At 49.3% G+C, this 13,016-nt stretch carries 11 protein-coding genes; 9 read left to right on the plus strand and 2 right to left on the minus strand.

Annotated features, from left to right (window positions below):
- The first annotated feature begins 3 nt into the window (after positions 1-3).
- The 6 genes from cysD (at position 4) to EJV45_RS07470 (ending at position 7,751) form a co-directional block, all read left to right on the plus strand.
- A complete protein-coding gene (cysD, locus tag EJV45_RS07445; RefSeq protein WP_129715029.1) occupies positions 4-909 on the plus strand; it encodes a sulfate adenylyltransferase subunit CysD in 906 nt (301 codons plus the stop codon).
- A gap of 33 nt (positions 910-942) precedes the next feature.
- Positions 943-2,193: a sulfate adenylyltransferase subunit 1 gene (locus EJV45_RS07450; protein ID WP_129715030.1), complete on the plus strand. Its 1,251-nt coding sequence runs from the start codon at positions 943-945 to the stop codon at positions 2,191-2,193.
- A gap of 182 nt (positions 2,194-2,375) precedes the next feature.
- A complete protein-coding gene (locus tag EJV45_RS07455; protein ID WP_129715031.1) occupies positions 2,376-3,737 on the plus strand; it encodes a DUF1080 domain-containing protein in 1,362 nt (453 codons plus the stop codon).
- Positions 3,738-3,817: 80 nt separating this feature from the next.
- Positions 3,818-5,176 carry a Gfo/Idh/MocA family protein gene (locus EJV45_RS07460; RefSeq protein WP_129715032.1) on the plus strand — a complete coding sequence of 453 codons (1,359 nt, stop codon included), beginning with the start codon at positions 3,818-3,820 and terminating at the stop codon, positions 5,174-5,176.
- 20 nt (positions 5,177-5,196) lie between these two features.
- The gene (locus EJV45_RS07465; RefSeq protein WP_129715033.1) at positions 5,197-6,306 is read left to right on the plus strand and encodes a glycoside hydrolase family 130 protein; all 1,110 of its coding nucleotides are present in this window, start codon (positions 5,197-5,199) and stop codon (positions 6,304-6,306) included.
- Between the two features lie 47 nt (positions 6,307-6,353).
- Positions 6,354-7,751, plus strand: a complete 1,398-nt coding sequence (locus EJV45_RS07470) for a serine hydrolase (protein ID WP_165305009.1) — start codon at positions 6,354-6,356, stop codon at positions 7,749-7,751.
- On the opposite strand, the gene EJV45_RS07475 is transcribed toward EJV45_RS07470, so the two are convergent.
- Together EJV45_RS07475 and EJV45_RS07480 are read right to left on the minus strand one after the other, a co-directional pair.
- On the minus strand, positions 7,748-8,386 hold the full coding sequence (locus EJV45_RS07475) for a bifunctional 4-hydroxy-2-oxoglutarate aldolase/2-dehydro-3-deoxy-phosphogluconate aldolase (RefSeq protein ID WP_129715035.1): 639 nt from the start codon (positions 8,384-8,386) through the stop codon (positions 7,748-7,750). The two genes, EJV45_RS07470 and EJV45_RS07475, sit on opposite strands and share 4 nt — an antisense overlap.
- 10 nt (positions 8,387-8,396) lie before the next feature.
- Positions 8,397-9,392: a sugar kinase gene (locus EJV45_RS07480; protein WP_129715036.1), complete on the minus strand. Its 996-nt coding sequence runs from the start codon at positions 9,390-9,392 to the stop codon at positions 8,397-8,399.
- Between the two features lie 186 nt (positions 9,393-9,578).
- Here EJV45_RS07480 and EJV45_RS07485 point away from each other — a divergent pair, with 186 nt between their 5' ends.
- Genes EJV45_RS07485 through uxaC form a run of 3 tightly spaced genes read left to right on the plus strand, consistent with a single transcriptional unit; the run spans position 9,579 to position 12,992 of the window.
- Positions 9,579-10,403, plus strand: a complete 825-nt coding sequence (locus tag EJV45_RS07485; RefSeq protein WP_129715037.1) for an SDR family oxidoreductase — start codon at positions 9,579-9,581, stop codon at positions 10,401-10,403.
- Between the two features lie 14 nt (positions 10,404-10,417).
- Positions 10,418-11,587: a mannonate dehydratase gene (gene uxuA / locus EJV45_RS07490; RefSeq protein WP_129715038.1), complete on the plus strand. Its 1,170-nt coding sequence runs from the start codon at positions 10,418-10,420 to the stop codon at positions 11,585-11,587.
- Position 11,588: 1 nt separating this feature from the next.
- Positions 11,589-12,992 carry a glucuronate isomerase gene (gene uxaC, locus EJV45_RS07495; RefSeq protein WP_129715039.1) on the plus strand — a complete coding sequence of 468 codons (1,404 nt, stop codon included), beginning with the start codon at positions 11,589-11,591 and terminating at the stop codon, positions 12,990-12,992.
- Positions 12,993-13,016: the final 24 nt, after the last annotated feature.

The raw sequence follows: 13,016 nt of genomic DNA on the forward strand, positions 1-13,016 counted from the left end.
AACATGAGCAGATACAACTTAGATTATTTGGACGAATTAGAAGCGGAAGCGATTCATATTCTCCGTGAAGTGGCGGGCCAGTTCGAAAAGCCGGCATTGCTTTTCTCGGGCGGCAAGGACTCGATTACGCTTGTACGCCTGGCCGAAAAAGCGTTTCGCCCCGGAAAGTTTCCGTTTCCGCTGGTGCACATCGATACCGGTCATAATTTTTCAGAAACCATCGATTATCGCGACAGGATGATGCAGCGTATTGGCGAAAAACTGATTGTAGGTTATGTACAGGAATCTATAGATCAGGGTAAAGTGATCGAACAAACGGGTAAAAATGCCAGTCGCAACGCGCTACAAACCGTTACCCTGCTTGATACCATTGCTGCGCATGGTTTTGATGCCTGTATAGGCGGTGCCCGTCGGGACGAGGAGAAAGCCCGGGCCAAAGAACGCATTTTTTCTGTCCGCGATGAGTTTGGGCAGTGGGATCCTAAAAGACAGCGGCCGGAGCTCTGGCATATCTATAACGGCAGAATTCACAAAGGTGAGAATGTGCGTGTGTTCCCGATCAGCAACTGGACAGAACTTGATGTCTGGAACTATATTCGCCGGGAACAAATTGAACTGCCGAGTATCTATTTTGCGCATGAGCGCGACTGCATTATGCGAAACGGGCAGTGGATGGCAGCTTCGCCTTTTTTGAATATGGACGAAGAAGACACCATTTACCACAAAAAAGTTCGTTTCCGCACGGTAGGAGACATGTCCTGTACGGCGGCGGTGGAATCTGAGGCCGATCAGATCGATGATATCATCAATGAGATCAGCGCTTCGAAGATCAGTGAGCGCGGTGCGCGGATGGACGACAAGGTTTCTGAAGCTGCGATGGAAGACCGCAAAAAGGGCGGGTATTTTTAAACTCAAACACCGGCTCTGCCCGGCGATATACATATGAATATCTTAAAATTTTTTACGGCAGGAAGTGTCGATGATGGCAAAAGCACCCTGATAGGCCGTATGTTATACGATACGGACTCTATCCTTGCCGATCAGCTGGAGGCGCTTCAAAGTTCAAACCGCAAGAATGACGACGGAACTATTGATCTGGCTATTCTGACAGATGGTTTGCGCGCCGAGCGCGAGCAGGGCATTACCATTGATGTTGCCTACAAATACTTTCAGACAGATAAACGCAAATTTATCATTGCAGACACGCCGGGACATATTCAATATACCCGGAATATGGTTACGGGTGCCTCGACGGCTACGCTGGCTATTATTCTGATCGACGCAAGAAACGGCGTGGTCGAACAGACCATCAGGCATTCATACCTTGTATCGTTACTGGGTATAAAACACGTGGTAGTTTGCATCAATAAGATGGATATGGTCGATTACAGTGAAACTGTGTTTTCTGCAATTACCGACAAATACCGCATTCTTGCCGGGCAGCTGAACCTGAAAGATGTAACATTTATCCCTGTAAGCGCGCTCAAAGGCGATAACGTTGTGCAAAAATCTGAGCGGATGGTCTGGTACGGCGGCGAAAGCCTGCTGCATTTTCTTGAGACTGTTGAGATTGAGGCTGATGATGATGTAAAGCTTTCCCGGTTTCCTGTACAGTGGGTTATCCGGCCGCAAACAGATGCGCTGCATGATTACCGCGGTTATGCCGGTCGCATTGCAGCCGGTAAGTTCCGTGTAAATGACCGGGTTACGGTACTGCCTGGCGGAAGCAGCTCGGTTATATCGAGGATAGAAATCTTCGATCAGCAGCCTGAAGAGGCACAGGCCGGACAGTCAGTTACCATTCACCTGAAGGATGATATTGACATCAGCCGTGGTGATCTTATCGTAAATGCTGAAAACCTGCCGCTTCAATCGAAAATGATCGAAGCCGATCTGTGCTGGATGGATACCCGGGCACTTGATCCCTCTCTTACCTATTTTCTTCAGCACAACAGCAAACTAACGCGTTGTAAAGTAAGTGAGATCATTTACAAGATAGACATCAACACCCTTGAAAAGCATAGTTCAGACGAGTTCCGTTTGAATGATATTGGCAGAGTGATATTGAAAACTGCCGATGAACTGCCTTTCGACCTGTATGATGACAGCCGGGAAAACGGAGCCGCCATTCTGGTCGACAGCCGGAACAATCTTACAGTAGGCGCTGTAATGTTCCGGGCCGATGTTGCCTGACCTTTATTGCTAACATGATAGTCAAGCCCGTTGCCTCAAGCACGGGCTTTTTTGTTACGCAATCGTTTTCGTAAATTTTTCGTGTATTTCTGGCAGGCAGGGATATATTTTCTTAAAATTGATTTAGCTAACCGCACACAAATAACCAGATATAAACTGAATATTTAAACCAATTCGAATATATGAAAATGAGATTCCTGTTACCCTGTCTTTTCCTTGCCGTTGTTTCGCAGGCTACTGCTTACGGGCAGAGCAGCCGTGGCTGGGTGAACCTGTTTAACGGTAAAGACCTGTCGGGATGGAAGCAGCTTAACGGCAAAGCAAAGTATGAAGTAAAGAACGGAGAAATCGTGGGAACAACTGTTGCCGGCGAGCCAAACTCTTTTCTGGCAACGCAGAAAAATTACGGTGATTTTGTACTGGAGCTCGAACTGTTCGTTGATCCGGCAATGAATTCGGGCATACAGTTCAGAAGTGAAAGCCGTACCGACTACCAGAACGGACGTGTTCATGGCTACCAGGCAGAAGTCGATCCATCTGCAAGAGCATGGAGCGGCGGTATTTATGATGAGGCGAGACGCGGGTGGCTGTACCCTATGGAAATTAATCCGCTTGCAAAAAATGCCTTCAAAAATAATCAGTGGAATAAATACAAAATCGAATGTATTGGCAACCAGATCCGGACCTGGCTGAACGGTGTGCCGACCGCCTGCCTCGTGGATGACAAAACCCCTGAGGGATTCATTGCCCTGCAGGTGCACTCAATTGGTAAAAACGACCAGCCTGGCAAACAGATTCGCTGGCGCAATATCCGTATCCAGACCAGTGGTATCAAAGCAGCGCCGGCAGACCGCATCTTTGTTGTGAATACGATTCCGAACTACGTTTCGCCGCTTGAAAAAGCGCAGGGATTCAGCCTGCTCTGGGATGGTAAAACCACAAAAGGCTGGCGTGGAGCTTACAAAAAGACATTTCCTGCAAAGGGCTGGGCCATCGAAAACGGCGAACTGAGTGTTGTCAAAGCTGATGGCGGCGAGTCTACAAACGGCGGCGACATTGTAACCGAAAGCCAATATGCTGCATTTGAACTGAAGTTTGATTTCAGGCTTACGAAAGGCGCTAACAGCGGTGTGAAATATTTTGTTACCGAAAGTGAGGGAAACAAAGGCTCTGCTATCGGGTTGGAATACCAGGTGCTTGACGACGAGGTACATCCTGATGCAAAACTCGGTCGCGATGGCAACCGCACCCTTGCGTCTGTATACGACCTGATCAAATCAAAAAGACCTGCCAACGTTCTACGCCCCATCGGGGAATGGAACCAGGGCGTGCTGCGTGTGTTTCCTGACAAACGGGTAGAACACTGGCTGAATGGTCAAAAAGTTATCGAATACACACGCGGTTCTAAAGAATTTCTCGACCTTGTGGCCATCAGCAAGTACAAAAACTGGCCTAACTTCGGTATGGCACCGAAGGGCCACATTCTTCTTCAGGACCACGGCGATCGTGTCTCATTCAGAAGCTTGAAAATCAAGATGTTATAGTCGATAGTATTGCCCATGGTCTGTAGTATGAGACTATAGTCCATGGGCTATGTCCGGGAACCTACCAAACAAAACCAAATATGTCAACAACAAGAAGAGATTTTATTAAAAAGTCGGCAATTGCAACTGCCGGAACATACCTTGGCGCCATGGGATTCAGCGCAAAAAGTTATGCAAACATTATCGGAGCCAACGACCGTGTCAGGGTAGGGGTGGTCGGTTTTTCAGACCGTTTTAAAGATACCCTGTTACCATGTTTTCTTCATCATAATAAAGAGCTGAACTTTGACATGGTGGCAGTTTCAGATTTGTGGAACTACAGGCGCGGACTGGGCGTAGACCACCTGAAGTCGAAGTTTGGCCATGACATCACTGCCTGTCGCAACAACGAAGAACTTTACAACCTGAAAGACCTTGATGCCGTAATTGTAAGCACAGCTGACTTTCAGCATGCCATGCATGCTATTGAGGCGGTGCAGGCAAAATGTGATGTTTATTGCGAGAAGCCTTTTGCCGAAACGATGGACGACAACAAGGCCGCTCTTAAAGCGATCAAGGCATCTAAACAAATTGTACAGATTGGTTCACAGCGCCGAAGCGGTAACAATTACAAAGCGGCAGCGCAGTTTATCAAAGACGGGAAGTTTGGCGGAATCACCATGGTTGAGCTAAGCTGGAACGTAAATCAGCCGGGTCGCTGGCGCCGGCCGGCACTTGTTGAAAAGCTGAGAGAACAGGATACAGACTGGAAACGTTTCCTGATCAACCGGCCGTTCGAAGCCTGGGATCCCCGTAAATACCTTGAATACCGGTTGTTCTGGCCTTATTCCTCTGGAATGCCGGGGCAATGGATGTCGCACCAGATCGATACCGTGCATTGGTTTACGGGTTTAAAACATCCGCGAAGTGTAACCGCGAACGGTGGCATCTATCAATGGAAAGACGGGCGCCGTAACTGGGATACGACAACTGCGGTATTTGACTATGGGCCGGAAAACGATATGCAGAATGGATTCCAGGTTGTTTTCACCTCACGGATGCATAATGGTGATGAACGCCCTGCTGAAATCTATTATTCAAATGGCGGTGAGCTTAACCTGATTACCAACAAGATATCGCCAAAAGGAGGACTTACTGCCAATGCGGCGAAAGCGATGAACATGCAGGCTAATTTATTGCCCGAGACCAGCTTACCGGGCCTTGCTACACCGGTAGCCGCATCTGCAAACACGGGTGGCGATGCCCTCAGCTCTGCTCACATGCGTAACTGGATGGAATGCATTCGTAGCCGTAAGGAGACAAACGCGCCTGTAGAAGCGGGGTATTACCATTCCATTGCCAATATCATGACCAATGCTGCTGTTCGTACCGGCGGTAAGGCAACTTTCGATGAAAAACGCCAGGAAGTCGTCGTAAACGGAAAAGTTTTTAAATATTAGATGGGACTAATCACAAAGCCATGAAAAAATACCTGTTGTACCTGCTGTTGCCGTTCAGCCTCCAGGCAATCGCGCAGCAGTCTTCAGAACTTCCTAAATGGGCCTTCGGGCCCTTTGTTCGTCCTCAAGGGGTCAATCCGGTGATCTCACCAGACAGTACCACGAAATTTAATGATCCGATGACCGGGCAGCCTGTAGCCTGGCAGGCCAATGATACCTTCAACCCCGGTGCTGCCATTAAAGATGGCAAAATATATGTCCTGTACAGAGCAGAAGACAAATCAGGCATCCGTATAGGCCACCGTACATCGAGACTCGGTCTTGCCGAAAGTGCTGACGGACTCAGCTTTACCCGCAGGCCTGAGCCTGTGCTTTTTCCCGGTGATGACGAACAGCGTGAATTTGAATGGAAAGGCGGTTGTGAGGATCCGAGAGTTAGCGTCACTTCAGATGGCACTTACCTGGTACTCTACACGCAGTGGAACAATAAAGTTCCGCGTATTGGTGCAGCCACAAGCAAAGACTTTATACACTGGAAAAAACACGGGCCGGTTTTCCGGCATGCGCACGGCGGCCGGTTTCATAACATCGCGTCAAAATCAGCATCTGTGCTAACCCGGGTTGTGGGCGGTAAACAGATTATGGCTAAATACAATGGGAAATACCTTATGTACTGGGGTGAACGCCATGTGTATGCAGCAGTTTCCTCAGATCTTGTCAATTGGGAGCCGCTTGTCAATAAAGATGGCAGTCTTAAGATTCTGATGTCTCCCCGCAAAGGCTACTTTGACAGCGACCTCACCGAATGCGGTCCGCCGGCAATCTGGACAAATCAGGGCGTCGTGCTTTTGTACAACGGCAAAAATCTTGGTAATGAAAACGCCAGCCCGGATTTTCCGCGAAATACCTATACCGCAGGCCAGGCGCTTTTTGATGTGAAGGATCCTCTTAAATTTGTTTCACGCCTCGACAAGCCATTCTTTTTTCCGGTTGAAGACTTTGAAAAGAGTGGTCAATACCCCGCTGGGACAGTGTTTATCGAAGGCATGGTACTGAAAGACAAGAAATGGTACCTTTATTACGGCTGCGCCGATTCGCGCGTAAGCGTGGCTGTTGCTGCGGCGAAATAATTTTCCGGCAGGTTGTTGCAATCGGCTGATCACGTAATCCTATGAACATGAACAGGCATCTTTTAGGCTTTCTTCTTGTTGTGTTACCGGGAATGGCTTCTGCTCAGCTTTCGGTACAGGTGGATTCGGTTGTGAACGGTCTTACAGAGGCATATAACGCTGCCGGTTACCCCAAGCTTTATAACATGCTCAGCACAGGCTTCAGAAACAACGTGTCTGAGGCCAGTATAACTGCGTTTTTCAGTCAGAATATGCGGGCGCCCCTTGGCAGGATCGTTAGCTGGCGTTCTCTTCACCGACAGAACGACCAGTTTTTTTATAAGGCAAGATTTGAACACGGTATTCGCTCGCTTGTGATTTCGCTCGATCGGGAACGTAAAATCACATACATGATGTGGAAGCCGCTGAATAATGCCGGGAAGATATACACGAACAATCCGCAAGACAAGCCTTACCTGAAGACCGCCGATTCCCTGGTACGCGACTTCATGTCGTTTGCCGGTAATTCGGCTATGGCCATCGCCCTTGTTAATGACAGCAGATGTGACACATTGTATTACGGATCGCCGGTACGTAACCAGGCTACACATGTGAACCCTGAAACCCTTTTCGAAATCGGGTCGATCAGCAAAACGTTTACAGGGGCAGTCCTTGCAGCTGCCCTGCGGTCCGGAAAGATCAGCCTGGACGAAGACATCAGGAAATATCTTCCCGGGAAGTTTCCAGGTCTGGAATTCAATGGGAAGCCGATCACCGTAAGGCAGCTTGCATCACATCGCTCCGGTTTACCGCGTATGCCTGCCAATTTTGAAAGCCAGGCGGGTTATTCGAGGTCTGATCCTTACCGTTCTTATAGCCGGACCGCCTTGCTGAATTATTTGTCTGATTTGAAACCAGACACGTTACCGGGTGTTCGGGAGTTGTACAGCAATCTCGGCATCGCGATTCTCGGCTTGGTATTGGAATCTGCAATGAAAATGCCTGTTGATGAGCAGATCCGGACAGTTGTGCTATCACCTCTGGGTATGCAACATACTACCTTTGATGCAAACCAGGCCAGGGGCACGAAAGCGGTCGGATATAATGGCCAGACGGGCGCTGCCACCAGCATGTGGACGATGAACGATTTTAATGCGGCGGGCGGACTGAAGTCGAACCTTCCCGATATGGTAAGTTACGTGAAAGAAAATCTAAAGCCGCGTTTGGCTGTCTCCAGGCTCGCTCAGCAGCGTATAGCCGGGTCAGGGCTGCGCGGTTCAGGACTTTGCTGGATTATTGACGGCAGGCACGACCTCGTGTGGCACAACGGCGGCACGGCGGGCTTCAGCTCTTATCTCGGGTTTAAACCTGGCTCCGGCCGGGGTGTTGTTGTTTTGAGTAATTCAGACACGAATGTTGATGACCTGGCGAATCGTTTGCTTGCGTTGATACCTGAGCATCATTAGCGCTGCAGGTAACTTAACACGGTTCTGCATCGGTTTTCAAGTACCTCATATCCACCATCAAGATTGGCAAACAGTTTCGAACCTAGACCGACGGCACTCACACCGGCATCAAACCACCGCGTGATACTTTCTTCTGTGGGTTCGACTCCGCCGGTAGGCATAAACCTGAGCGATTTGAACAGTGGTTTTATGGCCTTCAGAAATCCCGGACCGAGCGTGTCTCCCGGAAAAAGTTTGACAAGCGATGCACCAAGATCTTCAGCCAGCGCTATTTCGGTGGGGGTCATGCAGCCTGGAATCCATAGTGACCCGGACTGCGCAGCAACCGCGGCCACTTCACGGTTCACAATCGGGCTAACAATAAAGTCGGCTCCAAGTTCGATAAAACGCTCTGCCTCTGCCGGTGTCTTGATGGTGCCTATACCCAGTTTAAGATCAGGCATTTCGGAAGCACGAAGTTTCAATAACGCAGAGAAGTTAGCTGCTGCGGCGTCTCCCCGGTTAGTAAATTCAAAAGTCCTGATGCCGCCGCGGTAGCAGGCGCGAACGGTATCTGCGCAGGTATCAGGATTGTCATGATAGTAAACCGGGATAACCGGAAGCTGAAGGATATGATCTAGCTGTGTAACTTGCATGGTCTGGTTGTTAAAGTGCACCGTTGCCGAAATCGCCGGCAACAAATAATTTCTGATAACCGGCGGCTGTAGCCAGGTTTATTGTTTCCTGACCGGTTTTCTGTTCGCACAGGGCGAAGAGTAATCCAGCCATGAAGGCGTCGCCGCTGCCAATGCGGTCTGTAACCGCGTTAGTTTCGTAAACCGGCGAGAAAAAGTCTTCCCCATCGTGATGATAAGTGCCGTAAAAAAGGTTATGTGCGGGGTTGTCCATAAACCGGAATGTATAAGCAACGTGCCTGCAGTTGGGAAAGTTTTGCATAAGGGTTTTTGCCGACCCGGCAGCATGTACTTTGTAAGTTTCAGCGGGGGTGTCGCGGTTAAGCGAATCATCGACGGGGATACCGAGCATTTTTGCAGCTGCCCAGATGTTACCCATTACTACATCACAGTATTCAACCAGCTCAGGCATTACATCGAGCGGTTCTTTGCCAAAGTTCCAGAGCCTGTTCCGGTAATTAAGGTCGACTGAAATGCTGAGACCCAGTTTTCGGGCTGCCTCAAGGGCTTCTTTGCAGACTGCTGCCATGTGCTCATTGAGTGCAGGGGTAAGGGCGGTCCAGTGAAACCTGGTGTAAGGTTTTAGAACCGTCTCCCAGTCTACCATTCCCGGCTGCAATTCAGAAAATGACGAATATTTGCGGTCATAAACAACTTCGCCTTTAGAAAGGCCATTGGCAGACAATAGGAAGTATTGCCCCAGGCGATCTCCTCCCAGCAAGGTAGCGGCCGTATCGACGCCGCGTTTCTCAAGTTCAGCCAGTGCCTGCCGGGCAAGAGCATTTTCAGGTACTCTTGACATGTAGGAACAGGGAACGCCCCACTGACCGAGCGAAGCAGCGGCATTTGCTTCTGCACCGCCTACAAAAACCTTTGCGAGGTTGGAGCTATTGATAAAGGTATCGCCGGGTGAGCTGAACCGTAAGAGTAATTCTCCAAAAATTAAGATCCGTTCGTTCTGACTCATGCAAGCGTTATCTGGTGTGGCGTAAAATTGCCGAAATTGGCCGAAACGGTCAACGCTGCGCGTCAATTATTTACGCAAACGTTTTCGTAAATATTTTAACGGGATGTTCGGTTTGCAGGAGATTATTTTCTTAAAATTGAAACCAGTAACGGCTCAATCCGCTGCGAAAAACCAAATATTAGCTGAATGACAAACTATCAGAATCCGTTTTCACTGGAAGAAAAAGTTATCGTAATTACCGGCGCAACAGGGGTACTTGGCGAAGCATTCGTGCTTGCCGTTGCACAGGCAGGAGCGAAGGTTGCCATAGTCGGCAGAAATGAGGAACGTGCTCAGGCACGTGTAGCGCTTGCGCAGTCAGCCGGCGCTGACGCTTTATCGCTTATCTGCGATGTACTGGATGAACAGGCCCTGATTGACGCCCGCGAAACAATCCTGGCAAAGTGGGGCCGGATAGACGGACTGGTTAATGCTGCGGGTGGAAATATCCCCGGTGCGGTGATTGCGCCGAACCAGGATCTTTTCGCTGCAAACATGAACGATACCCGGCAGGCAGTGGAACTGAATCTTTTTGGAACTGTCCTTCCTACGCATGTATTCGGTAAGGTGATCGCAGCGCAGGGAAAAGGAAGTATCATCAATATTTCCTCGCTCGCGGCACAAAGGCCGATAACGCGGGTGCTGGGTTACACCATTGCCAAAACGGCTATAGAGGGGTACACAAAATGGATGGCGGTCGAGCTGGCACAGCGCTACGGCGATAAGGTTCGTGTAAATGCGATTGCACCTGGTGTATTTCTAACTGAACAAAACAAGGATCTGCTGACTAATCCGGACGGTTCGTACACGGAACGTGCACAGAAGTTCGTAACCAATACGCCTTATGGCAGGCTTGGCAACCCTGTCGAGCTTACCGGAACACTCGTTTACCTGTTAAGCGATGCGTCAGGTTTTGTTAACGGTGAAACCATTGTTGTAGACGGCGGATTCAACGCCTACAGCGGTGTATAAATAAGAACGCAATTATGAAATTAAAACAAAGCTGGAGGTGGTACGGACCAAATGATCCGGTCACGCTTCAGGATGTAAAGCAGGCAGGTGCCACCGGTGTGGTCACTGCACTGCATCATGTTCCTCACGGCGAAATCTGGCCGCTGGAAGATATCCTTGAAAGAAAAAATATTATTGAAGATGCCGGTCTGGAGTGGGTTGTGGTAGAAAGTGTACCCGTTCATGAAGCCATCAAGACCCGGAGGCCCGATGCAGATAAGTATATTGAGAATTATAAGATCAGCCTGAAAAATCTCGCTGAATGCGGTATCAGGACGGTGTGCTACAATTTTATGCCGGTGCTCGACTGGACAAGGACCCAGCTCGACCTGGTGATGAAAGACGGTTCCAAAGCGCTTTATTTTAACTGGACCGACCTTGCAGTTTTTGATCTGTTTATTTTTCAGCGCCTCGGCGCCGAGGCTGATTATTCAGAGAAGGTCCGAGATGCCGCCCGGGCCCGCTTTGCAGCCATGGATGAGGCTGAAAAACAAACCCTGACCAAAAATATCCTCATGGGAATTCCAAATGAGGTCGATATAGAAATGGAAACCCTCCGATCGAGTATCGAAGAATATCAGCGCATCGGGAGGGAAGGGCTGCAGGAAAATCTTGTCTATTTTCTGTCGTCAATTGCAGAGGTCTGCGAAGAATCAGGAATTAAGATGACCATTCATCCCGATGACCCGCCTTACCCCATCCTGGGTCTTCCAAGAATCGTAAGCTGTAAGGAAGACTTTGAATACCTGCTGAAAAAGGTAGACCTTCCGTTTAATGGTGTATGTTTCTGTACCGGGTCGCTTGGAGCCGGCGCTGCCAATCATTTGCCTGAAATATTCGAAGCTGTGAAATCACGGGTATACTTTGCCCACCTACGCAATGTAACCAAAGACGACGAAGGAAACTTTTACGAAGCCGACCACCTGGGTGGCGATGTAAATATGTATACCATTATGAAAGCACTGGTAGCCGAAAATGATACAAGGCAGGAGCCCATTCCGTTCAGGCCCGACCATGGCCACCAGATGCTTGATGATCTGGCAAAGGTTACCAATCCCGGATATTCGGCAATTGGCAGGCTGCGCGGACTGGCCGAACTGCGCGGACTCGAACTTGGTGTTAGCGGCCGTTATGGAATAGAATAATATGAACGCATTTATCAACGACAACTTCCTTCTGCAAAGCGACCTTGCTGTGCAATTTTATCAGGATTATGCCAGGGACCTCCCGGTAATCGATTACCATTCACACCTGCCGCCCGATGTGCTGGCCGCCAATACGCCGTTTGAGAATATCTCTAAGATATGGCTTGCCGGCGATCACTATAAATGGCGGGCCATGCGTACGCTGGGCGTAGAAGAACGTGCCATTACAGGCAATGCAACAGATAGGGAGAAGTTTCAGAAATGGGCGGCCTGTGTTCCGTTAACCATGCGGAACCCCCTGTACCACTGGACGCACATGGAACTCAAAAATCCATTTGGCATAACAGATCTTTTAAGCGAAAAAAATGCGGATCAGGTGTACGACCGTACAACCGAACTCCTGCAAACCGAAGCGTTCAGGCCAAAATCGCTGCTCAGCCACTTCAAGGTCGAAATGCTCGGAACAACCGATGATCCGGCAGATTCCTTAGAGCACCACCAGAGCCTGGCAGCATCTGATTTAAACACCAAAGTTCTTCCGTCTTTCCGGCCGGATAAATCGTTCGCATTAGGCCAGGGGCAGAATTACCGGGATTACATCAGCAAACTTTCTGCTGCCGCCGGAATCGGGATTACAAATATCGAGACGTTAAAAAGTGCCCTTGAAAACCGCATCGACTTTTTCCATTCGGCGGGATGCCGGATTTCAGACCATGGCCTGAACCAGATTCCTGCGGTAGATGCCGATGTTGAAACATTGGATCGCGTGTTGCGTGCGGTGCTGAGCGGCGATGACCGGGAAGGAGCAAAGTATGCCGATGCTTTCACCTACCACCTGCTTATTTTTCTCGGCAAAGCGTATGCAGCCCGGGGTTGGGTACAGCAATTTCACCTGGGTGCCATTCGAAACAACAACAGCGCGAAAATGGCCGCTATCGGCGCAGATGCCGGTTATGATTCGATCGGCGATTATCCGCAGGCAACCGGACTCTCCAAACTGTTTAACGCGCTAGAAAGTGAGGATGGGCTGGCCAAGACAGTCATCTACAACCTGAATCCAGCCGATAATGCGGTTTTTGCTACCATGATCGGTAACTTCCAGGGCGAAGGCATTCGCGGAAAGATCCAGTTTGGTTCAGGCTGGTGGTTTCTCGACCAGTTAGATGGAATGGAACAGCAGATCAACAGCCTGTCTACAATGGGACTTATTTCCTGTTTTATTGGTATGCTCACAGATTCACGCAGTTTTCTGTCTTATTCAAGACACGATTATTTCCGTCGGCTTTTATGCCAGATCTTTGCCGAAGATGTGAGAAAAGGCTTGCTTCCCAACGACCGTGCCTGGCTGGGTAAAATCATCCAGGATATTTGCTATTACAACGCTAAAACGTATTTTAGTTTTTGAAAACGATTTCATTCTGACCAGACA

Source organism: Pedobacter sp. SYP-B3415 (genome assembly GCF_004138205.1).
In the GTDB taxonomy this organism is placed as follows: domain Bacteria; phylum Bacteroidota; class Bacteroidia; order Sphingobacteriales; family Sphingobacteriaceae; genus Pedobacter.

Coding starts and splice junctions, on each gene's coding strand:
- cysD (WP_129715029.1), top strand. CDS start 4: ATGAGCAGATACAACTTAGATTATTTGGACGAATTAGAAGCGGAAGCG.
- EJV45_RS07450 (WP_129715030.1), top strand. CDS start 943: ATGAATATCTTAAAATTTTTTACGGCAGGAAGTGTCGATGATGGCAAA.
- EJV45_RS07455 (WP_129715031.1), top strand. CDS start 2,376: ATGAAAATGAGATTCCTGTTACCCTGTCTTTTCCTTGCCGTTGTTTCG.
- EJV45_RS07460 (WP_129715032.1), top strand. CDS start 3,818: ATGTCAACAACAAGAAGAGATTTTATTAAAAAGTCGGCAATTGCAACT.
- EJV45_RS07465 (WP_129715033.1), top strand. CDS start 5,197: ATGAAAAAATACCTGTTGTACCTGCTGTTGCCGTTCAGCCTCCAGGCA.
- EJV45_RS07470 (WP_165305009.1), top strand. CDS start 6,354: ATGAACAGGCATCTTTTAGGCTTTCTTCTTGTTGTGTTACCGGGAATG.
- EJV45_RS07475 (WP_129715035.1), bottom strand. CDS start 8,386: ATGCAAGTTACACAGCTAGATCATATCCTTCAGCTTCCGGTTATCCCG.
- EJV45_RS07480 (WP_129715036.1), bottom strand. CDS start 9,392: ATGAGTCAGAACGAACGGATCTTAATTTTTGGAGAATTACTCTTACGG.
- EJV45_RS07485 (WP_129715037.1), top strand. CDS start 9,579: ATGACAAACTATCAGAATCCGTTTTCACTGGAAGAAAAAGTTATCGTA.
- uxuA (WP_129715038.1), top strand. CDS start 10,418: ATGAAATTAAAACAAAGCTGGAGGTGGTACGGACCAAATGATCCGGTC.
- uxaC (WP_129715039.1), top strand. CDS start 11,589: ATGAACGCATTTATCAACGACAACTTCCTTCTGCAAAGCGACCTTGCT.